The sequence below is a fragment of the Aquabacterium sp. TM01 genome, from assembly GCF_057808345.1.
This window is the reverse complement of record NZ_AP046529.1, coordinates 3676442-3700576: the sequence shown is the minus strand read 5'-3', so window position 1 is coordinate 3700576 and position 24135 is coordinate 3676442. Positions and strand designations below refer to the sequence as shown.

Genomic DNA, 24135 nt, shown 5'->3' with positions numbered 1-24135 from the left:
AATACGACCATGAGCTATTACCAGCGCCACATCTTCTTCTGCCTCAACCAGCGCATCAATGGCGAAGCCAGTTGCGGGGACCATGACGCCAAAGCCGGTTTCGATCATTGCAAGCAGCGGGTCGCCGAAGCCGGGCTCAATGGCAAGGGACAGGTGCGTGTCAACAAGGCCGGTTGCCTGGACCGCTGCGCGGGCGGCCCGGTCGCCGTGGTCTACCCGGAAGGGGTCTGGTACACCTTTGTGGACCAATCTGACATCGACGAGATCGTCGACCGCCACCTCGTCAAGGGTGAGGTCGTCGAGCGCCTGGTGCTGCCCGATGACGTGGGGCGCTGAGACACCATGATCGGCCGTCCTGCTTCCCAGACCATCGACGGGCCCGCCGGCCTGCTCGAAGTGGTGATCGAAGAGCCCCCGCACGCCCCCGTGGGCTTGGCGGTGATTGCCCACCCGCATCCGCTCCAGGGTGGCACCATGGACAACAAGGTCGTGCACACCCTGTGCCGGGCCTTCGTGCTGGCGGGGTGGCGCGCGGTGCGCTTCAATTTCCGGGGCGTGGGCCAATCGGAGGGCGGCTGGGACGAAGGTCGCGGCGAAACCACCGACCTGCTCACCGTGATCGCCCACCACCTCACCGACCCGGCGCTCAAGGGCTTGCCGCTGGCGCTGGCGGGCTTTTCGTTCGGGGGCTATGTCGCGGCCCAGGCCCATGCCCGACTGAGCGAGGCGGCGGCCAACCGGCCCGAGCTGGTGGCCCCCAAGCAACTGGTGCTCATCAGCCCGGCCACCTCGCGTTACGAGGTGCCCGAGGTGCCCGCCCACACCCTGGTGGTCGAGGGTGAGCAAGACGACGTGGTGCCGCTCACCAGCATCCTGGACTGGGCGCGTCCGCAAGGCCTGCCCGTCACCGTGGTGCCGGGAACCGGGCATTTTTTCCATGGCAAGTTGACCGTGCTGCGTGAGGTTGTCCTGCGACATCTGCGCGCGGCGGCGCCCTGACTTGCATGATGGGGAAGACGCCCCATATGTGGACGCCATGACCTCTCGACTTCTTCGCTGGGCCGCTCGCGTGGCCGCGCCGCGCCGCGCCTGGTGCACGGCGCTGGCGGTGCTCGCCCTGTGCGGACTGCCTCTGGCTGGCGCTCACGCGCAAACGCCGTCGGTGTCGCCGGCTGCGATGGGGGGCGGCTTCAGTGAGCCCCCGCCGGGCATGCCCGTGCCGCCTGAGCTGGCAGCGCGTGGCTTCATCCTGCAAGACCTCGGCAGCCAGCAGACCCTGGCGGTGCGTCAGGCCGACCAGGTGGTCCCGCCCGCCTCGCTCACCAAGCTCATGACAGCCTACCTCGTGTGCCAGGCGGTGGCTTCTGGCCAGCTCACCTGGGACACGAGCCTGCCCGTCTCCGAGCGTGCCTGGCGGGCCGCCATCGGCAGTGGCGCACGCGCCTTGGTCGCGCCAGGCGCGCGCCTCACCGTGGCCGAGCTGCTGCGGGGCATGGCGGTGCTGGGCGCCAATGACGCGGCCGTGGCGCTGGCCGAAGGGGTGGCGGGCTCGGTCGAGGACTTCGTGGCCCGTATGAACCGCCAGGCGCAGGCCTTCGGCCTGAAGGCCACCCAGTTCCGCAACCCTGACGGCCTGGCCGTCAGCGGTCAGGCCAGCACGCCGCGCGAGCTGGCCTGGATCGCCGTGCGCCTGCTCACCGATTACCCGCAGACCCTGGAGCACTACCGCCAACCCGCGCTGACCCTCGGCGGGGTCAAGCAGGCCAGCACCAACCTGTTGCTGCTGCGCGACCCCAGTGTCGACGGCCTGCAGGTGGCCTACGCCGACCGGCTCGGCCATGCCATGGCGGCCACCTCGCGTCGCCCGGCCGGGGGCGGCGAGCGCCGCCTGGTGGCGGTGGTCGTGGGCACCGCCTCGGCGCAGGCGCGCGCCACCGAAACCCAGAAGCTCCTCAACTGGGGTTACAGTGCGTTCGATGTGGTCCGGCTGTTCGCCGCCGGCCAGCCCGTCAGCACGGCACCGGTGTGGAAGGGCAGTGCCCGCACCGTGCCGCTGGGGCGCACCCAGCCCATCGTGGTGGCCGTTCCCCGGGGGCAGGCCGCCCGCATCCAGACCACCCTGACCCGCCAGGACCCGCTGCTGGCACCACTGGCCCAAGGGCAGACCGTGGGCGAGCTGCGCATCAGCCTGGGCACCCAACCCTGGCAGACGCTGCCGCTGCAGGCGCTCGAAGCCGTGCCCAGCGCCGGCTGGCTGGGTCGCACCTGGGACGCCATCCGCCTGGGCATCCAATGAAAGACATGGCCATGAACCAACCCGTCAACCCCATCATCCCGCCCGAGCAGTCGCTCATCGAGTATCCCTGCCCCTTTCCCATCAAGGTGATGGGGCCGCACCTCGAAGACTTCGTCGAGTCGGTGGTCGCCCTCATCGTCCAGCACGACCCCAGCTTTGACATCCAGGCCCTGGAGCGTCGCCCCAGCAGCACCGGCAAGTACGTGGGCCTGACCGTCACGGTCAACGCCACCAGCCGCGAACACCTGGACAACATCTACCGCGCACTGACCAGCCATCCGCAGGTCAAATACGTGCTGTGACCCCTGGGTGAGGGCAAGCGGACAAAGCCGTCGCCCTCGCCGCATACAATGTTTGCGCCCCTGCCGTTGCGCCTCTGATGGAGCGGCGGCCTTTTGTTTGAAGGAACGATAGTGTTGATTTCTGAAGCCATTGCCCAAACCGCCGCTCCGGCCGCCAGCGCCTCCGGCGGTCTGATGAGCATGTTGCCCCTCGTGCTCATGTTCGTGGTGCTCTATTTCGTGATGATCCGCCCGCAAATGAAGCGGCAAAAAGAAACCCGCGCCATGCTCGAAGCCCTGACCAAGGGGGACGAAGTGGTGACCCAAGGCGGCATCATCGGCAAGATCACCAAGCTGGGCGACGCTTTCGTCAGCATCGAAGTGGCCAATGGCATCGAGCTGCAGCTGCAGCGCGCGGCGATCATCCAAGTGTTGCCCAAGGGCACCTTCAAGTAAGTCACCGTTCGTGCTGTCGAGGATCCTATGAACCGCTATCCCTGGTGGAAGTACCTGATCATTGCCGTGGCTTTGCTCGTCGGCCTGATCTACAGCCTGCCCAACGTGTTTGGCGAGGCCCCCGCCGTCCAGCTCTCCAGTGGCAAGGCCACCCTCAAGCTGGACCAGTCCGCCGTGGAGCGTGTGCGCAACGTCCTGACCGAGGCGGGCCTGGACGCCGACTTTGTCGAACTCGACGGCACCTCCGTGCGGGCGCGTTTCAAGGACACCGACAGCCAGTTGAAGGCGCGTGATGCCCTCAGCCGCGCCTTCAACCCCGATGCCCAGGAGCCGAGCTACATCGTGGCCCTGAACCTGCTGTCGCGCTCGCCCCAGTGGCTGCGCAGCCTCCATGCCCAGCCGATGTACCTGGGCCTGGACCTGCGCGGGGGCGTGCACTTCCTGATGCAGGTTGACATGAAGGCCGCGCTCACGCAAAAGCTCGACAGCCTCAGCACCGATATGCGCACCCTGCTGCGCGACAAGGACATCCGCCACAGCGGCATCCGTCGCGATGCCTCGGCCCTGATCGTGCGCTTCCGCGACGACACGGCCCGTCAGGCGGCGCGTGGCGTGCTGCAAAGCAGCCTGGCCGATGTGGTCTGGGTGGACGGCACCGACACCGGGGGCTCGGGTGATCGCACGCTGGTGGGCACCCTCAAGCCCACCTCCGAGCGCGCCATCCAGGAGCAGGCCCTCAAGCAGAACATCACCACCTTGCACAACCGGATCAACGAACTCGGCGTGGCCGAGCCTGTGATCCAGCAACAAGGCATCGACCGCGTGGTCGTCCAGCTGCCCGGCGTGCAGGACACTGCCAAGGCCAAGGACATCATCGGGCGCACCGCCACGCTGGAAGTGCGCATGGTCAACGACAGCGTCGAAGCCCAGGCGGCCCAGGCCGGCGGCCCCGTGCCCTTCGGCTACGAGCGCTACATGGAGCGGGGTGGCCTGCCCATCATCGTCAAGCGCGAAGTGGTGCTGACCGGCGACAACCTCACCGATGCCCAACCCGGTTTCGATGAGAACCACGAAGCGGCCGTGCACCTGACGCTGGACGCCCGTGGCGCCCGCATCTTCAAGGACGTGACGCGCGAGAACATTGGCAAGCGCATGGCCATCATCCTGTTCGAAAAGGGCAAGGGCGAGGTCGTGACCGCGCCGGTGATCCGTGGCGAAATCGGGGGCGGACGCGTGCAGATCTCGGGCCGCATGAGCACCGAGGAGGCCGCTGACACGGCCCTGCTGCTGCGCGCCGGCTCGCTGGCTGCGCCGATGGAAATCATCGAAGAGCGCACCGTCGGCCCCAGCCTGGGTGCCGACAACATCGCGCAAGGCTTCAACGCCCTGATCTACGGTTTCGCGGCCATTGCGCTGTTCATGATGCTCTACTACATGCTGTTTGGCGTGTTTTCGACCATCGCACTCACGGTCAACCTGCTCTTGCTGGTGGCCGTGCTGTCCATGCTGCAGGCCACGCTGACCTTGCCCGGCATCGCCGCCATCGCGCTGACGCTGGGCATGGCCATCGACTCCAACGTGCTGATCAACGAGCGCGTGCGCGAAGAGTTGCGCAGCGGGGCGGCCCCGCAATCGGCCATCCATGCCGGCTACGAGCACGCCTGGTCCACCATCCTGGACTCCAACGTCACCACCCTGATCGCCGGTCTGGCCCTGCTGGCCTTCGGCTCCGGGCCCGTGCGCGGTTTTGCCGTGGTGCACTGCCTGGGCATCCTCACCTCGATGTTCTCGGCCGTGTTCTTCTCGCGTGGCCTGGTCAACCTCTGGTATGGCCGTCAGAAAAAGCTCAAGGGCGTGTCCATCGGACAGGTCTGGAAGCCCCAGGAATAAGCACAGGGATCACCCATCATGGAATTTTTCCGTATCAAGCGTGACATCCCGTTCATGCGCCATGCGTTGGTCTTCAACGCCATCTCCTTCCTGACCTTTGCCATGGCCGTGTTCTTCCTGGTGACCCGGGGTCTGCACCTGTCCATCGAGTTCACCGGCGGCTCCGTCATCGAAACCCGCTACGCCCAGAGCGCGGACGTGGCCAAGGTGCGTGCCACCGTTGAGGCCCTGAACTACGGCGAGGTGCAGGCGCAGAACTTCGGCACCTCGCGGGATGTCCTGATCCGCCTGCCCCTGCGCGGCGAGATGAAGCAGACCGAGGTCGTGGCCAATGTGTTCGGCGCCCTGTGCCGGGCCGAGGGCGGGCAGATCAACGCGGTCGACGTGGTCGGCAAGGGCCCGGCCCAGGTCTGTCAGACGAGCGCCGGCGTGCAGCCGCTGACCCTGCAGCGCAGTGAATTCGTCGGTCCCCAGGTGGGTGAAGAGCTGGTACACGATGGCCTGATGGCGCTGGGCGCGACCATCATCGGCATCATGATTTACTTGGCCATCCGCTTCGAGTGGAAGTTCGCCGTGGCCGGCGTCGTCGCCAACCTGCACGACGTGGTCATCATCCTGGGCTTCTTCGCCTTCTTCCAGTGGGAGTTCTCGCTGTCGGTGCTCGCGGCCGTGCTGGCCGTGCTGGGCTACTCGGTCAACGAATCGGTGGTGATCTTCGACCGGATCCGCGAAGCGTTCCGCAAGTTCCGCAAGATGAGCACGTCCGAGGTGATCGACCACGCCATCACCAGCACGACCAGCCGCACCATCATCACCCACGGCTCCACGCAGATGATGGTGGTGGGCATGCTGATCTTCGGTGGCCCCACGCTGCACTATTTCGCCATGGCGCTGACCATCGGCATCCTGTTCGGGATTTACTCGTCGGTCTTCGTGGCCGCGGCCATCGCCATGTGGCTGGGGGTCAAACGTGACGACCTGATCACGGCATCGAAGAAAGACGTCGACCCCAACGATCCGAACGCTGGCGCGGTGGTGTAGAGTCCAAAATCGTCCTCCTTCTTAAACGCACTCCATGAGTTTTGGTCCCCACCGAGCGCTGGCCCTGACGGCCCGTCTCAGCTTCCTCGAAGCCCTGATCAAAGGGGTGGAGGCGGTGGTGCACGGCTGCGTGGATGGGGCGCGACAGGCGGCGGCCGAGCCGCAGACCGACCCGGGCACCTACCAGCGTAAGCGTGATCTGGCGCTGGAGCTCATGCGCTTGCAGTCAGCCTGGCTGACGGCGCTGGAGCGTCCGCTGCACGATGCCTTGCGTGACCTGCGGGTGGGGCGCTCGGTCGGTGTGCGTGCGGCCCTGGGGCCGGCCAACAAGACCGACATTCCCCTGAGTCTGCTCGATGACAGCGATGTCGAGCGGGATTTGGCCGTGGCGCGCCTGGCCCAGATGATCGGGGATCACAACGGCTCGGAGTTCTCGGACCTCAATGCCCGACTGCAGGCCGTGGGCGGCCCGGTGTCCGTGAGTGCGTCCGGTCCGGTGGATGTGTTGATGCCCCACTGGGTAGCGCGCCTGATCGTGGACGCCTGGCTGGAGGTGGGCTTGAGCCTGGACCACTGGGTTGAGGTCAAGGCCATCCTGATGCACGAGGTAGCCCCCTGGACCCAGGAGGCCTATCACCACGTCAATGGCGTGCTGCTGGACCATGGCGTGCGCCCCGAAATCGATCTGCGCCCGTTCATTCGCCGGGCCAAGGATGTGGGCGTGACCCAGGCAGCCCCGCTCGCGCCTCAGGGCGGCGGCGCCCAGTCGGGCCCGTCGACCGGCGCTGGCGCCTCCGGGGCGGGGGCGCTGCGCGGCAACAGCGGTCTGCAGCCCTTGGGCGCGGCCTACGAAGAAACGCACATGCTCACGCAAACGCCCGGGATGGCCCGCGGCGCTGCGAAGGCACAGAACGTGCTCGACAAGCTCACCCAGGTGGTGGCGCGTCAGGTGCCCGGTTTCGAGCCCACGGCAGCTCGGCCGCCTCAGGGGGGCGCCCCCGGCCCGGTGCTGTCGGCAGGTCTGGGGCAGGCCATTCAGGCCGTGGGCGACACCTTGCGCCGGCAGGTGGGTGCGGAGGCGGTCAATCCGGCCGAGGCCCTGCACACCCTGCAGCACAACAAACAGGCGCTCAAGGAAGCGGCCAGCACCCCCAATGAGCGCGCCATCATCGAGATCGTGGCGCTGCTGTTCCAAGCCATCCTGACCGAAGAGCGCTTGCCCGCCAGCATCCGGGTGTGGTTCGCTCGCCTGCAGATGCCGGTGCTGCGCGTGGCGATGGGTGAGCCCGACTTCTTTGCGACCACCAGTCACCCCGCGCGCATCTTGATCGACCGCATGGGCTCGTGTGTGATGGGTTTTGTGGGCGGGGTGGCCGAAGATGCCGACGACGCGCTGCACAAGGAAATCCGCCGCATCGTGCAGGTCATCGAAGCCTATCCCGATACGGGCCGTCGCGTCTTCCAGACTGTGCTGACCGAGTTCGAGCGCTTCCTGGAAACGTATTTCCGCGAAGAGAACCAGGCCAGCCGCCGCGGCGTGTCGCTGGCCCAGCAGGTCGAGCAGCGCGAGACCTGCGCGATCCAGTACACCATCGAGTTGCGCAAGATGCTCGATGGCGTGCCGGTGCACGACGGGGTGCGTGAGTTCATGTTCCATGTCTGGGCCGATGTGCTGGCGCACAGTGCGGTGGTCAACGGCCCCACCCACGAGGCCACCAAAGCCTTGCAGCGCGCGGCGGCCGACCTGATCTGGTCGGCGAGTGCCAAGACCTCTCGCGACGAGCGGGCCGAGGTGCTGCGCCGCCTGCCCAATCTGCTCAAGGCGATCCGGGAGGGCATGGCCCGTGCGGGCCTGCCGCTGGACAAGCAGGACGAGCACATCAAGGCCCTGAACACGGCGTTGGCCGCCGCGTTCTCGGCGCGCTCGGCCGCCATTTCGGCCACCCATCTTCAGGCCCTCACCGAGCGCCTGGAGGCCTTGGGCGATGTCTTGCCCGATCTGTCCAAGGTCGAGCTCGATGAGGCCACCTTGCGGGATCTGTCCGGGCATGAAAGCGATGCGCTGGAAGTCGTCGCCGAAGGAGGCTCCATGCCCACGCCGGCCATGCAAGCTTGGGCCCGCGAGCTGCAGGTCGGCGCGTGGTTCGAGCTCGATTACCGGGGCAAACAGGAGTCGGTGCAACTGGCCTGGTCGGGGTTGCGCCAGCAGTTGCTGCTGTTTGTCACACCGGCCGGACGCGGCATCCTGTTCCAGCTCCACCGCTTGGCGGCCTTCTTGCAAGCCGGCTTGCTCGTGCCCCAGGAAGAAGAGTCGCTCACCACGCGCGCCACCCGCGCGGCCCTGGCCAAGATCGACGCCGATCCGACGCGCCTGCTCAACTGAGCCGCCTCTCCCCGTTCTTCCTGCCGCTCAGCCTGCTCAGCGCAAGCCCGTCAGCAAGGCCTCGAAGTCGCTTTCCTTCAGCGGGCGACCCAGATGGTAGCCCTGGGCCTCGTCACAGCCGTGGTCGCGCAAGAAGGTGGCTTGCTCGGCGGTTTCCACCCCTTCGGCCACGATACCCACTTCCAGACGGTGCCCCATCGCGATCAAGGCGGCCACCAGTCGGCTGTCGCCATGTGAGTGCGGCACGCCGGTCAGGAAACTGCGGTCGAGCTTGAAACGGTCAACTGGCAGCTCGCGCAGGTAGGCAAAGCTGGAGTAACCGACCCCGAAGTCGTCGATGGCGATGCCCACGCCGAGGGCCCGCAATTGGCGCAGCACATCGGCGGCGCGCAGGGACTCGCGCACCACCACGCTTTCGGTGATCTCCAGCTCCAGGGCGGTGGGGTGCAGGCCGGTCTCTTGTAGAACGCGTGAAACGGTGCCCACGATGTCCAGGCGATCGAGCTGCACGGCCGAGAGGTTGACGGCCATGCGCAGGGGCACGCCGCTGTCCTGACGCCAGCGGTGGGCGACGGTGCAGGCCTGTCGCAGCACCCATTCGCCCATCGGGACGATCAGGCCAGACTCCTCGGCGAGCGGGATGAAGTCGGACGGTGGGATCAGGCGACCCTGGTGCTCCCAACGCAACAGCGCCTCGGCGCCGGTGATGCGGCCACTGGCGCAATCAAACTGAGGCTGGAAGTGCAGGCGCAGCTCGTCGCGCTCCAGCGCGTGGTAGAGCTCGTTTTCAAGCAAGAGGGCATCGGGCGAGGGGGAGGCCATGCGCTCGCTGTAGACCTGGATGCGGTTGCGGCCATCGCTCTTGGCCTGGTACATGGCCAGGTCGGCGTGGCGCATCAGGGTGACCGGGTCGGTGCCGTGCTGCGGGTAGAGTGCCAGGCCGATGCTGGGGGTCACGCGCAGTTCGTGCTCGCCAATCTGCACCGGGGCATTGAACACCTCGTGGACCTTGGCTGCCACCAGTTCCCCATCGGTCTGCGCCTGAATGCGCGGCAGCAGCACCACAAACTCATCACCGCCCAGACGGGCCACGATGTCGGAGGTGCGCATGGCCGCGCGCAGGCGGCGCGAGATCTCGATGAGCACGCTGTCGCCAATGTGGTGGCCCAGGCTGTCGTTGATCTTCTTGAAGCGGTCGAGGTCGATGAACATCATCGCCATGTGACCCTGCTCGCGCTGCGCAATGTTCAGGCAGGCCTTGAGCTGCTCTTGCAGCATGTTGCGGTTGGGCAGCGAGGTCAGGGCATCGTGCAGGGCCATGTGCTGCAACTGATGCTCGGCCTCGTGACGGGCGGTCACGTCGTGGGCCATGAGCAGGTAGCCGGTGCGCGCCCCGTACTCGTTGCTCAGTTCGGTCACCAGGATTTCGGCCATCAGACTGGTGCCGTCACTGCGGACCATGCGCCACTCGGTGGGCAGGCCGGGGGCCTCGCGGGCCAGGTGGGCCACGACGTCCAGGTCGCTGACCGGCAGGTTCAGGCGCAGGGCCAGCAGATGGGCGCGTTCGGCCACCTGGGTGGGTTCGAAGAAGCGCTGCGTGGTGCTGCGCCCGATCAGGTCCTGGGCGACGCAGCCCAGCAGCCGCTCGCCCGCCGGGTTCACGGTCAGGAAGGTGCCCTGGCGGTTGAGCACGAAGACGGCATAGGGGGCGTTGTGGACGATGATGCGGCGCATCTCGTCGACTTCATTGAGCTGGCGCTGGGCGGCGAGGATGGCCCGCTCCGTGGCATCCTGGGTGCTCAGGTCGCGCAGCATGCACAGATGCTGTGGCTGGCCTTGCCAGTCCAGGGCGTTGACCGACAGGCCCAGCGGGAAGAGCTGGCCGTTGGCGCGACGCCCTTCGGTGCGGCGCCCCACGCCGTCAAGTCCCATGTGCTGCAACTGCAGGAAGGTTTCCAGGTCCTGGCGGGTGCCGTTGGGCGCCGCGCCCGGCAGCAACTTGCTCAGATGGGCGTGGCGCAACTCGGCTTCGGTGTGGCCGAAGATGCGGCACACCGCCTGGTTCACGCTGAGGATGTCACCCGTGGGCGACACGGTGAGGATGCCCTCGTCGGTGTGGTCGAGCACGGCACGCAGGCGCGCTTCACTGTCGAGGGCCTTCTGGTGCAGGGCTTCGGCCAGGCCGGCCGATTGCTGATGGCGCAACGCCCACAGTCGCAGGAGCCCCCACAGGAGCACGGAGCCGGCCGCGCCGCTCACGAACAAGGCCGTGGCCGAGGGCTGAAAAGGTGCCCCATCCGGGGCGCTGGCCTGCCACCAGGCTGCGACGCTGAGCAACAAACCGCCGACGAGCACGATCCAGGCGCTGTGATGCAGCCTGCGTGCCTCCTGTTCGGTCCTCGTGATCTCAATCCGCATTCGGTGGGTTCCTGCCTAGCACATCAGCTTACATTCAGAGAACGCCTTGCGTCAGGGGGCCTCAGCGGGGAAACCACAAGAAATGTGAATTTGATACAAATTGACACAAGAAACAAGGGGTAACCAGCCTTGTTTTTGTGACATACCTCACGTTCTGCGTGCCATCTCCATCAGGCGTGCAATTCGCTCTTCGGTGGCCGGGTGGGTGGAGAACAAGCCGCGCAGTCCGCCGCCCGACAGCGGGTTCATGATCATCATCTGGGCGGTTTCCGGATGGGCCTCAGCCGCGTGCAGCGGGATGCCCTGGGCGTAGCGGTGGATCTTGTCGAGGGCGCTGGCCAAGGCGGCCGGGTCGCCGCTGATCTCGGCCCCGCCGCGATCGGCTTCGAACTCGCGGGCGCGGCTGATGGCCATCTGGATCACGCTGGCCGCCAGCGGGGCCAGGATGGCGACGGCGATGCCGGCGATCGGGTTGCTCGGGCGACCTTCCGAGTCGCGCCCGCCGAAGAACATGGCGAAGTTGGCCAGCATCGAGATGGCGCCGGCCATGGTGGCGCTGATGGTGCTGATCAGGATGTCGCGGTGCTTGACGTGGGCGAGCTCATGCGCCATCACGCCGCGCAGTTCCCGGTCGGTCAGCACGTTGACGATGCCGGTGGTGGCCGCGACGGCGGCGTGGTCCGGGCCGCGTCCGGTGGCGAAGGCGTTGGGGGCGGCCTCGTCGATCAGGTAAACCTTGGGCATCGGGATCTGGGCCCGCTGGGCCAACTCGCGCACCATGGCGTAAAAACGCGGCGCCGAGGTTTCATCAACCTCGCGGGCGTTGTACATCTTCAGCACCATCTGGTCCGAGAACCAATAGCTGAAGAAGTTCATGCCCAGGGCCACGACCAGGGCCAGCATCATGCCGCTGCGGCCACCGATCATGCCGCCAATGGCCATGAAGAGGGCGGTGATCGCCGCCATCAGGATGGCAGTTTTCATCATGTTGAACATATGAGCGGGTTCTCCTGAGATCGAATTCATTAACGACGTGATCCTACGGACGAGAGCATAGGTGGTTCCGTTCCCCCTTGCTTCAAGGGGGGGAGGGTTTCGGAGTGGTGATGGCGTGGAGGTCACTTCGCACAATTAAATGGACCGTGTTCTTGTGTTGATCGCGGCGCTCAAAAATCTATAACCAACAAGGGAGTTCCACATGACCATCATTCGTCAAGGGGTGGCTTTGCTCACCGTTTTGGGTGTGCATACCATCGCCTCAGCTTTGACCGCGACTGACTTTGGAAAAGTCTATGAGGGCAACGGCTCCGCAGTCGACCTCAACAATGCAAACCAAGTTCTGGTTCGTGACGCAGCCTCATTCACGATTGTGGATGCCGTGCCAGGTACGCGAAGGCAAGTTGACCTGAGTGCAGAGTTGCTGCAGGCGGGGTACACCAGTATGACCGCCAATGACTTGAGCAACAATGGATACGTCACGGGCTTTCTTAACGGGGCGACACCTTTCCTGTGGTCTGAGGTCTCAGGCTTTCGTATTCTTCCGATCGGGTTCGGTGGGTTGTTTGTGAATGACAGCGCTGTCACCGTCGGGGCAGCGGGCACGTGGTCTATGGTCAGCGGTGTTGCAACCGCTTTGAGCATTCCCGGCGCGGTGCGATCCTTCAACAATGGCGGACAAATCGGCTATGTCTCTGGCTTCAATGCCAACCCGGGGAATCCAGGTGGGTATGCACGGGCCGGCGTTCTGGGTGCGGCGGGTGAGTCGCTTGCTTCTTGGTCGTATGCTGCGGCGGCGCCCACTGGCAATCCCTCGATAAATGATGAGTACGCGATGCCAGACAACCTGGTACTCAATGACGCGGGTGCGGCGGTCGTCGGTTTTGGTGGCGTCAAGGCTTACAGCTCATACAGCATCGCCTACGTCAGCGCGGGTGCCAGTGGTTCGCGAGTGGCTGGGCTGGTCACGTCCATCAACAACAAGGGGCAAGTTGTGGCGCAGGAGGGGGGCAATGCCCTAACCACGCCATTTTGTGGGTGCTACTCGGACACGGTGACCGGCGAGACCGTGGATCTCTCTAAGGTCTGGGGCATTTCGCCGCTGATCCGCATCAATGACAATGGCATCATCCTGCAAGACAAGGGGGCCTCCTTCGCCATGTACAAGGCCGGTGCGGGCGCCCCGCCTCCGGTCGATCTTCCTCCTCCTGTGGTGCCCGTGGGCACGGGTACCGGACTGAAGGGGCAGTACTTCAAGACGGGGATTTTCGTTAACACCCTGGTGACCACGCGCGTCGAAAACCCCAACTTCGATTGGGGCACCTCCCGTCCAGCCGCCGGCGTGCGTGCGGACTTCTTCAATGTGAAGTGGACCGGATCTGTGCAGGCAGAAGAGGCTGGGCGCTACAAGTTCCGCACGCTGAGCGATGACGGGGTGCGAGTGACCATCAATGGTCAGAAGGTCATCGACCATTGGAAGACGCATACAGCGGCAACCGATGTCAGCCCGGAGATCGTCCTGGAAGCCGGCAAGCGCTATGACATCGCGATCGAATACTACGATCTGTTGAGCAATGCCGTGATGCGCCTGTCCTGGCTTAAGCCCGGGGCTGTGGATTACACAGCGATCCCAACAGAACGGCTGTACCAGCCCTGATGGACTTGACGAGCGAACCGACCCTTATCCCAATTGGGTCGGTTTGTTCGGCCAAGCCGTCAATGCAGCGGCGGCAGGTATGCGCTTGCCGCCTGCCCTTTGCAGTGTTTGCAGCGACAGGGCTTGTTCACCGCACGCGACCACGAGTTGATCGCCTTCAGCCTGCAGAACCTGTCCTGGAAAGCCCGCCCGCTCCACCACAGTGGCGCGCCACAGCTTAATGATTTCCGAACCGGCCTCGCTGGGAATCTGGAACGTCGTACCGGGGAACGGGTCAAAGGCCCGAATGCGTCGTTCAATGTCGGCAGCCGGGCGCCGCCAGTCGATCGCGGCTTCGGCCTTCTCGATCTTGTGGGCGTAGGTGATTCCAACCTCGGGCTGTGGGGTGCGGGTCAGGCCACCGCAGGCGGCCATCTCCAGAGCTTCGACGATCAATCGGCCGCCCAGGCTGGCGAGGCGGTCATGCAGCACCGCGGTGGTGTCATCGGCTCGGATGGCTTCGCGCTCGATCAGCAGCATGTCGCCGGTGTCCAGCCCGGCGTCCATCTGCATGATGGTGATGCCGGTGTCCGCATCGCCGGCTTCGATGGCGCGGTGAATGGGGGCGGCCCCGCGCCAGCGTGGCAGCAGCGAGCCGTGGATGTTGAGGCAACCCAGACGTGGCAGGTCGAGCGTCCACTGCGGCAGGATCAGGCCGTAGGCGGCCACCACCATCACGTCGGGAGCTGCGGCGAGCAAGGCGTCGCGTGCCGCGGCGGCCTCGTCGGGGTACTTGCCGTCCAGGCGCAGGCTGTGCGGCTGGCTCACCGGGATGCCATGCTGCTGCGCCAGTTGTTTGACCGGCGAGGCCTGCAGCTTCATGCCGCGGCCCGCGGGGCGATCGGGCTGGGTGAGCACCAAGGGCACCTCGAAGCCAGCGGCGAGGATGGCGGCCAGCGCTTCGCGGGCAAACTCCGGCGTGCCCGCAAACGCCACCTTCATGCGCGTGGTCATCAGGCGCCTTGCTCGTCGCGCTGGCGCTTGACCAGCTTGGTCTTGATGCGGTTGCGCTTGAGTGGCGAGAGGTATTCCACAAACACCTTGCCGCTCAGGTGGTCGAGCTCGTGCTGCACGCACACGGCCAGCAGTTCCTCACCTTCGAACTCGTAGGTTTCGCCATCGCGGTTGAGGGCGCGCACGCGCACCTTGGCATGCCGATCGACCTTGTCGTAAATGGTGGGCACCGACAGGCAGCCTTCTTCCCAGACGATCATCTCGTTGCTGGCCCAAGTGATTTCCGGGTTGATCAGCACCAGAGGGTCGTTGCGCTCTTCGCTGGTGTCGATCACGACCACGCGTTCGTGCACATTGATCTGGGTGGCCGCCAGGCCCACGCCTTTGGCGTCGTACATGGTTTCCAGCATGTCATCGACCAGCTGGCGGATGCGCTCGTCCACCTGTGCCACGGGTTTGGCCACCGTGTGCAGGCGGGGATCGGGGTATTGGAGGATGGGCAGCAGAGCCATGGCAGAAACGGACGTGGACTAGAACATTGTGGATGGATCGCAACGACGCGGGGCGTCCGTCGCGGGGGCCTGCAGGTAACCCCGGGCAATTCTCATTGCGACGGCGGAGGATTTGCGGGCAGAATCAAGCGATCATTGACCAGATTTTGCCGAAACTCGGGTATCCGTGCACGGAAAATGCCCATCGGCAGGTAATTGGAGACTGTTTTCATGACCCAGCGATCGCTGTACCAAGGGCCCGCAAGCGTGTTGCGTGCCGTGCGCGCCCCCCGAGCCTTGAGCCTGGCGCTCTGGGCCGCACTGGGTCTCACGATGGCCGCAGGGCAGGCCCAGGCCTTCCCCAACTACCCGATCACGTCGCAGCAAAAGGCCACGGCCCAGAAGGTGGCCGAGGCCGGCGTGCCCTTGTCCGAGCTGTCGCCCACGGCGCCTGACTCCTACACCGTCAAGCGCGGCGACACGCTGTGGGCCATTTCGTCGCTGTTCCTCAAGTCGCCCTGGCGTTGGCCGGAACTGTGGGGCATGAACTTGCAGCAAATCCGCAACCCCCACCTGATTTTCCCGGGCCAGTATCTGTATCTGGACAAGAGCAATGGCCGTGCCCGTCTGCGCGTGGGGCAGCCGGTGGGCGGCGACACGAAACTCTCGCCGCGTGTGCGGGAGGGCGGTTTGTACGACGCGATTTCGACCGTGCCTTTGCACCTGATTGAGCCGTATTTCAACGAGGCCGTCATTTTCGACAACAGCGATGAGCTGTTGAACGCCCCGCGCGTGGTGGCCACTCAGGAAGGCCGCGTGCTGCTGTCGCGCAACGAAACCGCCTATGTGCGCGGCGATGTGGGCCAGCTGCGTGACTGGCGCCTGTTCCGCCAGCCCAAGCCGCTGCGCGACCCGAGCACCAACGAGGTGCTGGGCTACGAGGCACAGTATGTGGGCACCGTGTCGGTGACCCGCGAGGGCACCGAGGGCACAGGCGCCGACGGCAACACCACCGTCATCCCGTCCACCGTCACCGTCACCAGCATCCGCCAGGAAGCCGGGGTGGGCGACCGCCTGGCACCGGTGCCGCCGCGTGACTTCGACAACCTGGTGCCGCACGCGCCCAGCCAGCCGATGGCGGGCCAGATCGTGTCCATCTATGGCGAAGCGATCACCGCGGGCCAGAACCAGATCGTGGCGCTCAACCGTGGCAGCCAGGACGGCATCGAGCGCGGCCATGTGATGGCGCTGTGGCACGACGGTCGCGTGATCCGCGACACGACGTCGGACAGCCGCGAGCAGATCAAGCTGCCCGACGAGCGTCATGGCCTGCTGTTCGTCTTCCGCGTCTTCAACCGCATGTCCTACGCGCTGATCCTGTCGGCGCAGGAGCCGGTCAAGCGCGGCGACCGCTTCACGCAGCCTTGATCTGATTCACAGCCCCGATCGGGGCGATCACGGGGTCGTCGAAAACCCTGGCGAGGCACCTGCCGAATGGACAGGGCCTTGCCCAGCGCCGGGTGGCATTGCGTTGCAGGACGCGGTGGCCCGGCGTTGTCACATGCAGGAAGAACATCATGGAGAGGGAAGAGTTGCGCGCCTGGCTGCGCCTGGTGCTGACGCCCCACGTCGGGCCGGTGACCGCACGGGTGCTGTTGCGCAGCCTGGGGTCGCCCCAGGCGATCTGGGAGGCAGGCCCGCAGGCCTGGGCGCGGCTGGTCTCGGTGCGCGAGGCGGCAGCGCTGGCGCAGATCCCGCCGGACTTGGAGGCGCAGTGCGCGGCCACCTCGGCGTGGCTGGACGCCGTGCCGGCGGCGCCCGATGGCGAGGGCGGGCACCACCTGCTCACCTTGGCCGACCCACGTTACCCGTCGCGTTTGCTGGATGTGGCCAATCCACCTTTGCTCTTGTTCGCGCAGGGGCGCTTGAGCCTGTTGCAGGCCCCCTCGGTGGCCGTGGTGGGCAGCCGTCATCCCACCGCGCAGGGGGCGGACAACGCGCACGCCTTTGCCCAGGCGCTCAGTGCCGCCGGGGTGACTGTGGTGTCGGGCCTGGCGCGTGGTGTGGACGCGGCAGCGCATGAGGGCGCGCTGGCGGGTGCCCCACTGCGAGGTGCCCAGACGAGGGCCGCCCCGGGTGGGGTGGGCAGCACGATCGCGGTCGTGGGCACGGGGCTGGACCAGGTCTACCCCAAGGGCCATGGCCCCTTGCTGCGTCGCATTGCCGAGCAGGGCCTGGTGCTGGGCGAGTTCCTGCTGGGCACGGGGCCGCTGCCGTCCAATTTTCCCAAGCGCAATCGCCTGGTGGCGGCGTTGTCGCAGGGCACCCTGGTGGTGGAGGCGGCGGTGCAGTCGGGCTCGCTCATCACGGCGCGGCTGGCGCTGGAGATGGGGCGCGAGGTGCTGGCCATCCCGGGCTCGATCCATTCGCCGCAGTCGCGAGGCTGTCACGCGCTCATCCGCCAGGGCGCCAAGCTGGTCGAGACCGCGCAGGATGTGCTCGAAGAGCTGCACCTGCAGGCCGATGGCGTCAGCGCCACGCCCGCACAGGGCGAGCTGGCCCTGGCCGAGGCGGCCGACGACGCCGCGCCCACCGACCCGGTGCTGGCGGCCATGGGCTACGACCCGGTCAGCCAGGAGGCGCTGTCCGCCCGCACAGGGTGGGGGCCGGCCGAGCTGGGCGCCCGCTTGCTGGAGCTGGAGCTGATGGGGCAGGTGGCGCGGCTGCCGGGACAGCTGTTTCAGCGGGTGGCGGCCGCTTGAGCGTGAGCCGGGGGCGCCAGGGGCGGTGTGCCCGGCAGCACCGGGCCGCGTGCAGGGCGACATTCGCCTTGCGATAATGCGCGGGTGACGATCATCCAGAACCTGGGCCTGGTGCCCTACGAGCCCACGATGGCGGCCATGCAGGCCTTCACCGAGCAACGCACGGCCGACACGCCCGACGAGATCTGGGTGTGCCAGCACACGCCGGTGTTCACCCAGGGGCTGGCCGGCAAGGCCGACCACGTGCTGTTCAACCCCGAAGGGCCCGACCACATCCCGGTGGTGCAGACCAACCGGGGCGGGCAGGTGACCTATCACGGGCCGGGGCAGATCGTGGCCTACCCGCTGCTGGACCTGCGCCGCCGCGGTTATTTCGTCAAGGAATACGTCTACCGTCTGGAAGAGGCGGTGATCCGCACCCTGATGCACGTGGGCGTGACCGGGCACCGGGTTGCGGGCGCGCCGGGCATCTATGTGCGCCTGAACGATCCGTTCGCCCATGCGGCCCTGAGCACGCCCGCGCACCCGGATGACCCGTTTCGCGGCCTGGGCAAGGTCGCGGCGCTGGGCATCAAGGTCAGCCGCCATTGCACCTACCACGGCGTCTCGCTCAACGTGGTGATGGACCTGAGCCCGTTCCAGCGCATCAACCCTTGCGGCTACGCGGGCCTCGCCACGGTGGACCTGGCCTCGCTGGGTGTGCAGGTCGATCCGTGGGAGATCGGGGCGGTGCTGGCGGCGCAGTTGGATGCGCGTCTGGCCCCCTGAGGGCGCGCACGCCGCGGGAGGCGGCGGCGCGTGGGCGAGCGTGCAGGCTTGGCGCCCGAGGCCGTCCTCTTTGACCTCAATCGCCCCGGCAAAAGGGCAGATCGGCTACAGTGAGGGATTGGCCGTGCTACCCGCGGCGGCCTGTGTCAGCCGCGGTCGCCTATCCGGCGGCCGTGCCCACCTTGAAATTGCGCCATGACCACTGAACGCACCTCTTCCGCTCCGGCTGCCGAGCAGCCCGTCGCCTACGACCCCACGGCCAAGCAAAAGGCCCAGGCCAAGACGGCCCGCATCCCCATCAAGGTGGTGCCGGTAGGTGAGGTGCTGAAAAAGCCCGACTGGATCCGCGTCAAAGCCGGTTCGCCCAGCACGCGTTTCTACGAAATCAAGAACATCCTGCGCGAGCACAAGCTGCACACGGTGTGCGAAGAGGCCTCCTGCCCCAACATCGGCGAATGCTTCGGCCATGGCACGGCCACGTTCATGATCATGGGCGACAAGTGCACGCGCCGCTGCCCCTTCTGCGACGTGGGACATGGCCGCCCCGACCCGCTGGACGTCAACGAGCCGGCCAACCTGGCCAAGACGATTGCGGCGCTCAAGCTCAAGTACGTGGTGATCACCTCGGTGGACCGCGATGATCTGCGCGACGGGGGCGCGGGGCACTTTGTCGAGTGCATCAAGCAGATCCGCGCGCAGTCGCCCGCCACCCGCATCGAGATCCTGGTGCCCGACTTCCGTGGCCGCGACGAGCGCGCGCTGGAGATCCTCAAGGCCGCGCCGCCCGATGTGATGAACCACAACCTGGAAACCGCGCCGCGCCTGTACAAGGAAGCGCGCCCGGGATCCGACTACCAGTTCAGCCTGAACCTGCTCAAGAAGTTCAAGGCCCTGTTCCCCGACATCCCCACCAAGAGCGGCATCATGGTGGGCCTGGGCGAGACCGATGAAGAAATCCTGCAGGTGATGCGCGACATGCGCGCGCATGACATCGACATGATCACCATCGGGCAGTACCTGGCGCCGTCGGGCCACCACCTGCCGGTGCGCCGTTACGTGCACCCTGACACCTTCAAGATGTTCGAAGCCGAAGCCCGCCAGATGGGCTTCACCCACGCGGCCGTGGGCGCGATGGTGCGCAGTTCGTACCATGCCGACCAGCAGGCCATGGGCGCTGGCGTGACAGGGACCGGCGCCGCCTAAGCTCTTTCGTCAGGCCGCCGGCCGGGGCGTTGGGGCACTCACCCGCTGCGAGGCGGGGCGGGAGAGAGACCATGTCCTCGGCCACTACCCGGATGGAGCGCGACTCGATGGGCGAGATCGCGGTGCCTGTTGAGGCCCTGTGGGGCGCGCAGACACAGCGCTCGCTTGAACACTTTGCGATCTCGACCGAGCGCATGCCCGATGCGCTGCTGATGGCGCTGGCGCGCATCAAGCGTGTCGCCGCACGGGTCAATGCGGACCTCGGTTTGCTCGACGCCCCGTTGGCAGCCGCCATCGTGCAGGCCGCCGACGAGGTGCTGGCAGGCGCCCATCCCGCGGCTTTTCCCCTGTCCGTGTGGCAGACCGGCTCGGGCACCCAGACCAACATGAACATGAACGAGGTGCTGGCCAACCGCGCTTCCGAGTTGCTGGGCGGGGGCCGTGGCGAGGACCGCAAGGTGCACCCCAACGACCACGTCAACCGGGGCCAGTCGTCCAACGACATCTTCCCGACTGCGATGCATGTGGCGGCCTGCGTGGGCCTGAGTGCGGAGTTGCTGCCCGCGCTGGATGCCTTGCACGCCACGGTGCAGGCCAAGGCGCAGGCCTGGGCCGACATCGTCAAGATCGGGCGCACCCATTTGCAGGACGCCACGCCGCTGACCCTGGGGCAGGAAGCCTCAGGCTGGGTGGCTCAGCTGGCCCATGCGCGGCAGGCCATCACGCTGACCCTGCCGCCGCTGCACGAGTTGGCGGTGGGAGGCACGGCTGTGGGCACAGGCTTGAACACGCACCCGCAGTTTGGCGAGCGCGTGGCCGCCGCGCTGGCGACCGAGACGGGTTTGCCCTTCGGGGTGGCCGCCAACCGCTTTGCCGCGCTCGCGGCGCACGATGCCCTGGTGAGCGCACATGGGGCGCTCAAAACCCTGGCGGTGGCGCTCATGAAGATCGCCAACGATGTGCGCTGGCTGGCTTCGGGCCCGCGCTGTGGCCTGGGGGAATTGCAGTTGCCTGAAAACGAGCCGGGCAGCTCGATCATGCCCGGCAAGGTCAACCCCACGCAGTGTGAGGCGCTGACGATGCTGTGTGCCCAGGTCATGGGCAACGACGTCGCGCTCAGTGTGGGTGGGGCCTCGGGCAACTTCGAACTCAATGTGTTCAAGCCCCTGATGGCACACAACTTCCTGCAAAGTGTGCGCCTGCTGGCCGATGGCATGCGCAGCTTTGAGCACCATTGCGTGCGGGGCATCGAGCCCGATCGCGCCCGCATTGCCAGCTTGATGGCGCAATCGCTCATGCTGGTGACAGCGTTGAACCCGCACATCGGCTATGACAACGCGGCCCGCATTGCCAAGCACGCGCACGCCCACGGGTGTTCGCTGCGTGAGGCGGCGCTGGCACTGGGCCTGCTCACGGCCGAGCAGTTCGACGCGTGGGTCAGGCCCGATCAGATGGTGTGAGCGAGGCGGGGCGGGGCGCTCAGCTGAACAGCGACAGGATGCGCTGCCACAGCTTCTTGAAGAAGCCGGCTTCTTCCACGGGCTCCAGCGCCACCAGGGCTTGTTCGCCCTGCGGCTGGCCGTCCAGCGTCACGAGGATCTTGCCCAGCACGGCGCCCTTGGCGATCGGCGCGGTGATCTCGGGATTGAGCTTCACTTCGGTCTTGACCTGGGCGGCCTGGCCACGCGGCACCGTCATGACAACGTCCTGCAGCGGGCCGATGTTGACCTGGTCCACCTTGCCGAAACGCACCGGCACGCTTTGCACCGTGGCGCCGCCTTGCACGGGGCGGATGTTTTCATAGCTGGCAAAGCCCCAGTTGAACAGGGCGCGGGTCTGGTCGGCGCGCGCCTGCATGCTGTTGGCGCCCATCACCACCGAGATCAGGCGCTGGCCGTTGCGCTTGGAGGAGGCGGTCAGGCAGAAGCCGGCTTCGTTGGTGTGGCCGGTTTTCAGGCCATCAACCGTGGGGTCCGTGTAGAGCAGGGCGTTGCGGTTGCCTTGCTTGATGCCGTTGAAGGTGAACTCCTTCTCGGCGTAGATGCCGTAGTACTCGGAGCTGTCGTGGATGATGGCGCGGGCCAGGATGGCGAGGTCGCGGGCAGACGCCTTGTGAGCGGGGTCGGGCAGGCCGGTGGCGTTCATGAAGTTCGTGTTCTTCATGCCCAGGCGCTTGGCCTCGTTGTTCATCATGGCTGCGAACGCGGGCTCATTGCCGGCCAGGTGCTCGGCCACCGCCTTGGAGGCATCGTTGCCGGACTGGATGATGATGCCGCGCAGCATGTCGAGCACCGAGGCCGAACCGTTCAGTGGCAGGTACATGCAGGATTCGGCGCTGGTGCCACGGCACCAGGCGTACTCACTGGTTCGCACCATGTCGGTGGGCTTGAGTCGACCGGACTTCAGCGCCTGCTCGACGATGTAGCTGGTCATCATCTTGGTCATCGATGCCGGCGGCAGCGGGGCATCGGCATTGGACTCGGCCAGGACGCGGCCAGAGTCGAAGTCCATCACGATGTAGGCCTTGTTCTCCAGCGTGGGTGCCGGTGCCACCGGTGCGGCGTGGGCCAAGGAGAAGAGGCCGGCAAACAAGGCCAGCGAAGCCAGCGGTCGAAGGGACAGGCGCGAGAAGATGGTCATGAGGATCGGTCCGGGCAGTCATGCCGCATGCAGCGGCCAAAAGGGCATTGTCGCAAACCTGCCACCCTTGCACACCCTTTGTGTCGCCAGAACCGACCTGTCAGGCAGGGTTTCACACGTCTTTACATGTTCCTAGGCTACGCGCGTAGTGCACCATGGCCTGGAACAAGGCCAGGTTGTTGCGGAGCACGTCTTCCAAGGGCGTTTTGCAGCGGTCGATCACCCATTGGGTGGCGATGCGCGTGCTGGCGCCCACCAAGCCGCTGGCCAGGATGCGGTGGTCCAGGCCATGACGATCCAGGTGCGGGAACATCTGCTGCATGAAGCCGGTGATCAGGTGGGCGAAGTCCTGCGTGGCCTGGTCGGTGACGGCGGTCATGCCCTCGCCGACGGTGGGCGCGTCTATCAGGGCCACGCGGGCGCGGCGAGGGTCGTCACGCACAAAAGTCAGGAAGGTGCGCAGCGCCGCTTCGGCCAGCTTGTCCGGCTCGGGCTGGCATTGGGCCAGCGCCAGGATGGTGGCCTGCATCAGCTCGCGATTGACGGCAATGTAGACCGCACGGAACAAGGCCTCCATGCTGTCGAAGGACTCGTAGAAGTAGCGCGAGGTCAGTTGCGCCTGACCGCACACGTCTCGTACGGTCGAGTGGTGGTAGCCCTGGTCGCCAAAGACCACCAGCCCGGCCTCGATCAGCTTGGCCTGACGCTGGCGCTGACGCTCCTGAGGGTCCACCCCACCGTAACGTCGGCCTGATGCCCCCGCAGTGGAGGGGGGCGCAGGGTTTTCCCGATTTTTGGAAACAGACATTGTCAAATAGTATTTTTGAAACTGATCGTTGTCAAATAAGTCGCGAGCAACACCTGTCGCATTCAACAGACCGCATCTTGCCCCACGCGGGGGATGGTGCCAACGTGGCAAGCGCGATGTGTGAGGATGTGCCCTTCAACTGAGGGGCAGATCTCGCCCGCTGACGCGACCCCAACCGAACCCAAAGAGACCGATGAAAGACTTCCGCAACAAAGTGGCCGCCATCACCGGAGCGGCATCGGGCATGGGCCGCACACTGGCCGTGCAACTGGCCCAGCGTGGCTGTCATCTGGCATTGAGCGATGTCAACGAGGCCGGTCTGGCCGAGACCGCGCAACTGGTTCGCCAGCATGGCATCAAGGTCACCACGACCCGGCTGAATGTGGCCGATCGCGAAGCCATGTTTGCCTGGTCGGATCAGGTGGTACGCGACCATGGCAAGGTCAACCTGATCTTCAACAATGCCGGGGTGGCCCTGGGGGCGTTTCTGGAAACGGTCAAGCCCGAGGACTTCGAGTGGATCATGGGCATCAACTTCTGGGGCGTGGTGTGGGGCACGCAAGCCTTCCTGCCGCACATCAAACGGGCCGGCGAAGGGCATGTCATCAACACCTCCAGCTTGTTCGGCCTGCTGGCGCTGCCCACCCAGGGCACCTACAACGCCAGCAAGTTTGCGGTGCGCGGTTTCACCGAAGCCCTGCGCCAGGAGCTGGACCTGGAGAAATGCGGCGTGAGCGCCACCTGCGTGCACCCCGGGGGCATCCGCACCAACATTGCCCGCGATGCCAAGATGGATCACAGCATCGAGGCGCGCACCGGCAGCAGCGCACATGCGGCCAAGGAGCGTTTTGACAAGCTGCTCAACACCACCACCGCCGAGAGCGCCGCGCGCCAGATTCTCAAGGCCGTGGCGGGCAACCAGCGGCGCGTGCTGGTGGGCCCGGACGCCAAATTCCTCGATGTCGTGGTGCGCTTCTGTGGCAGCTGGTACCAGCCGCTGACCACGCACTTCGCGAAAAAGGGCATGCTCGGTTGAGCGCCCGCTGATCTGA

General features: G+C 66.1%; 21 protein-coding genes. 15 read left to right on the top strand and 6 right to left on the bottom strand.

All coding sequences use genetic code 11. The features are described 5' to 3' along the window. Positions 1-9 precede the first annotated feature (9 nt). From AC3WW4_RS17125 to AC3WW4_RS17090, 8 genes are all read left to right on the top strand, one after another. The gene (locus tag AC3WW4_RS17125) at positions 10-336 is read left to right on the top strand and encodes a (2Fe-2S) ferredoxin domain-containing protein (protein WP_488829633.1); all 327 of its coding nucleotides are present in this window, start codon (positions 10-12) and stop codon (positions 334-336) included. A 6-nt stretch (positions 337-342) separates the two neighbouring features. After that, positions 343-999: an alpha/beta hydrolase gene (locus AC3WW4_RS17120; protein ID WP_488829632.1), complete on the top strand. Its 657-nt coding sequence runs from the start codon at positions 343-345 to the stop codon at positions 997-999. 37 nt (positions 1000-1036) lie between these two features. Next, on the top strand, positions 1037-2296 hold the full coding sequence (locus AC3WW4_RS17115; RefSeq protein WP_488829631.1) for a D-alanyl-D-alanine carboxypeptidase family protein: 1260 nt from the start codon (positions 1037-1039) through the stop codon (positions 2294-2296). An 11-nt stretch (positions 2297-2307) separates the two neighbouring features. Continuing rightward, entirely contained in the window at positions 2308-2598 is a 291-nt protein-coding gene (locus tag AC3WW4_RS17110) for an HP0495 family protein (RefSeq protein ID WP_300157051.1), read from the top strand. Between the two features lie 111 nt (positions 2599-2709). After that, positions 2710-3033: a preprotein translocase subunit YajC gene (gene yajC, locus AC3WW4_RS17105; protein ID WP_488829630.1), complete on the top strand. Its 324-nt coding sequence runs from the start codon at positions 2710-2712 to the stop codon at positions 3031-3033. A 27-nt stretch (positions 3034-3060) separates the two neighbouring features. After that, on the top strand, positions 3061-4923 hold the full coding sequence (gene secD, locus AC3WW4_RS17100) for a protein translocase subunit SecD (protein WP_488829629.1): 1863 nt from the start codon (positions 3061-3063) through the stop codon (positions 4921-4923). Positions 4924-4941: 18 nt separating this feature from the next. Beyond that, entirely contained in the window at positions 4942-5964 is a 1023-nt protein-coding gene (gene secF / locus AC3WW4_RS17095; RefSeq protein ID WP_488829628.1) for a protein translocase subunit SecF, read from the top strand. 34 nt (positions 5965-5998) lie between these two features. Beyond that, entirely contained in the window at positions 5999-8347 is a 2349-nt protein-coding gene (locus AC3WW4_RS17090; RefSeq protein WP_488829627.1) for a DUF1631 family protein, read from the top strand. Between the two features lie 36 nt (positions 8348-8383). Here the strand turns inward: AC3WW4_RS17090 and AC3WW4_RS17085 are convergent, their stop codons facing one another. Both AC3WW4_RS17085 and htpX read right to left on the bottom strand, forming a co-directional pair. Then, on the bottom strand, positions 8384-10765 hold the full coding sequence (locus AC3WW4_RS17085; protein ID WP_488829626.1) for a sensor domain-containing protein: 2382 nt from the start codon (positions 10763-10765) through the stop codon (positions 8384-8386). A 147-nt stretch (positions 10766-10912) separates the two neighbouring features. Further along, the gene (gene htpX, locus AC3WW4_RS17080; RefSeq protein WP_488829625.1) at positions 10913-11761 is read right to left on the bottom strand and encodes a zinc metalloprotease HtpX; all 849 of its coding nucleotides are present in this window, start codon (positions 11759-11761) and stop codon (positions 10913-10915) included. A gap of 202 nt (positions 11762-11963) precedes the next feature. Here htpX and AC3WW4_RS17075 point away from each other — a divergent pair, with 202 nt between their 5' ends. Beyond that, positions 11964-13418 (top strand): PA14 domain-containing protein, encoded by a 1455-nt coding sequence (locus AC3WW4_RS17075; protein WP_488829624.1) that lies wholly within the window; start codon positions 11964-11966, stop codon positions 13416-13418. A 24-nt stretch (positions 13419-13442) separates the two neighbouring features. Here AC3WW4_RS17075 and fmt read toward each other — a convergent pair whose 3' ends face one another. Together fmt and def are read right to left on the bottom strand one after the other, a co-directional pair. Continuing rightward, a complete protein-coding gene (gene fmt / locus AC3WW4_RS17070) occupies positions 13443-14399 on the bottom strand; it encodes a methionyl-tRNA formyltransferase (protein ID WP_488829792.1) in 957 nt (318 codons plus the stop codon). A gap of 11 nt (positions 14400-14410) precedes the next feature. Next, the gene (def, locus tag AC3WW4_RS17065) at positions 14411-14923 is read right to left on the bottom strand and encodes a peptide deformylase (RefSeq protein ID WP_488829623.1); all 513 of its coding nucleotides are present in this window, start codon (positions 14921-14923) and stop codon (positions 14411-14413) included. Positions 14924-15235: 312 nt separating this feature from the next. Here def and AC3WW4_RS17060 point away from each other — a divergent pair, with 312 nt between their 5' ends. The 5 genes from AC3WW4_RS17060 to fumC all read left to right on the top strand — a co-directional run bounded on the left by AC3WW4_RS17060 (position 15236) and on the right by fumC (position 21095). Beyond that, positions 15236-16330, top strand: a complete 1095-nt coding sequence (locus tag AC3WW4_RS17060; protein ID WP_488829791.1) for a LysM peptidoglycan-binding domain-containing protein — start codon at positions 15236-15238, stop codon at positions 16328-16330. Positions 16331-16479: 149 nt separating this feature from the next. Beyond that, the gene (dprA, locus tag AC3WW4_RS17055) at positions 16480-17664 is read left to right on the top strand and encodes a DNA-processing protein DprA (RefSeq protein WP_488829622.1); all 1185 of its coding nucleotides are present in this window, start codon (positions 16480-16482) and stop codon (positions 17662-17664) included. Between the two features lie 84 nt (positions 17665-17748). Next, entirely contained in the window at positions 17749-18432 is a 684-nt protein-coding gene (gene lipB / locus AC3WW4_RS17050; RefSeq protein WP_488829621.1) for a lipoyl(octanoyl) transferase LipB, read from the top strand. A gap of 195 nt (positions 18433-18627) precedes the next feature. Then, a complete protein-coding gene (lipA, locus tag AC3WW4_RS17045; RefSeq protein WP_488829620.1) occupies positions 18628-19635 on the top strand; it encodes a lipoyl synthase in 1008 nt (335 codons plus the stop codon). A 71-nt stretch (positions 19636-19706) separates the two neighbouring features. Next, complete coding sequence (gene fumC, locus AC3WW4_RS17040) at positions 19707-21095, top strand: class II fumarate hydratase (RefSeq protein WP_488829619.1); 1389 nt, start codon at positions 19707-19709, stop codon at positions 21093-21095. A 19-nt stretch (positions 21096-21114) separates the two neighbouring features. Here fumC and AC3WW4_RS17035 read toward each other — a convergent pair whose 3' ends face one another. Together AC3WW4_RS17035 and AC3WW4_RS17030 are read right to left on the bottom strand one after the other, a co-directional pair. Continuing rightward, on the bottom strand, positions 21115-22275 hold the full coding sequence (locus tag AC3WW4_RS17035) for a D-alanyl-D-alanine carboxypeptidase family protein (protein ID WP_488829618.1): 1161 nt from the start codon (positions 22273-22275) through the stop codon (positions 21115-21117). Between the two features lie 112 nt (positions 22276-22387). After that, entirely contained in the window at positions 22388-23083 is a 696-nt protein-coding gene (locus tag AC3WW4_RS17030) for a TetR/AcrR family transcriptional regulator (RefSeq protein ID WP_488829617.1), read from the bottom strand. Between the two features lie 193 nt (positions 23084-23276). Between AC3WW4_RS17030 and AC3WW4_RS17025 the strand changes: the two genes are divergently transcribed. Next, the gene (locus tag AC3WW4_RS17025) at positions 23277-24119 is read left to right on the top strand and encodes an SDR family NAD(P)-dependent oxidoreductase (protein WP_488829616.1); all 843 of its coding nucleotides are present in this window, start codon (positions 23277-23279) and stop codon (positions 24117-24119) included. Positions 24120-24135 lie beyond the last annotated feature (16 nt).

Bases quoted from the DNA above. Each gene is read 5' to 3' on its own strand.
- AC3WW4_RS17125 (WP_488829633.1), top strand. From the start codon at position 10: ATGAGCTATTACCAGCGCCACATCTTCTTCTGCCTCAACCAGCGCATC.
- AC3WW4_RS17120 (WP_488829632.1), top strand. From the start codon at position 343: ATGATCGGCCGTCCTGCTTCCCAGACCATCGACGGGCCCGCCGGCCTG.
- AC3WW4_RS17115 (WP_488829631.1), top strand. From the start codon at position 1,037: ATGACCTCTCGACTTCTTCGCTGGGCCGCTCGCGTGGCCGCGCCGCGC.
- AC3WW4_RS17110 (WP_300157051.1), top strand. From the start codon at position 2,308: ATGAACCAACCCGTCAACCCCATCATCCCGCCCGAGCAGTCGCTCATC.
- secD (WP_488829629.1), top strand. From the start codon at position 3,061: ATGAACCGCTATCCCTGGTGGAAGTACCTGATCATTGCCGTGGCTTTG.
- secF (WP_488829628.1), top strand. From the start codon at position 4,942: ATGGAATTTTTCCGTATCAAGCGTGACATCCCGTTCATGCGCCATGCG.
- AC3WW4_RS17090 (WP_488829627.1), top strand. From the start codon at position 5,999: ATGAGTTTTGGTCCCCACCGAGCGCTGGCCCTGACGGCCCGTCTCAGC.
- AC3WW4_RS17085 (WP_488829626.1), bottom strand. From the start codon at position 10,765: ATGCGGATTGAGATCACGAGGACCGAACAGGAGGCACGCAGGCTGCAT.
- htpX (WP_488829625.1), bottom strand. From the start codon at position 11,761: ATGTTCAACATGATGAAAACTGCCATCCTGATGGCGGCGATCACCGCC.
- AC3WW4_RS17075 (WP_488829624.1), top strand. From the start codon at position 11,964: ATGACCATCATTCGTCAAGGGGTGGCTTTGCTCACCGTTTTGGGTGTG.
- fmt (WP_488829792.1), bottom strand. From the start codon at position 14,399: ATGAAGGTGGCGTTTGCGGGCACGCCGGAGTTTGCCCGCGAAGCGCTG.
- def (WP_488829623.1), bottom strand. From the start codon at position 14,923: ATGGCTCTGCTGCCCATCCTCCAATACCCCGATCCCCGCCTGCACACG.
- AC3WW4_RS17060 (WP_488829791.1), top strand. From the start codon at position 15,236: ATGGCCGCAGGGCAGGCCCAGGCCTTCCCCAACTACCCGATCACGTCG.
- dprA (WP_488829622.1), top strand. From the start codon at position 16,480: ATGGAGAGGGAAGAGTTGCGCGCCTGGCTGCGCCTGGTGCTGACGCCC.
- lipA (WP_488829620.1), top strand. From the start codon at position 18,628: ATGACCACTGAACGCACCTCTTCCGCTCCGGCTGCCGAGCAGCCCGTC.
- fumC (WP_488829619.1), top strand. From the start codon at position 19,707: ATGTCCTCGGCCACTACCCGGATGGAGCGCGACTCGATGGGCGAGATC.
- AC3WW4_RS17035 (WP_488829618.1), bottom strand. From the start codon at position 22,275: ATGACCATCTTCTCGCGCCTGTCCCTTCGACCGCTGGCTTCGCTGGCC.
- AC3WW4_RS17030 (WP_488829617.1), bottom strand. From the start codon at position 23,083: ATGTCTGTTTCCAAAAATCGGGAAAACCCTGCGCCCCCCTCCACTGCG.
- AC3WW4_RS17025 (WP_488829616.1), top strand. From the start codon at position 23,277: ATGAAAGACTTCCGCAACAAAGTGGCCGCCATCACCGGAGCGGCATCG.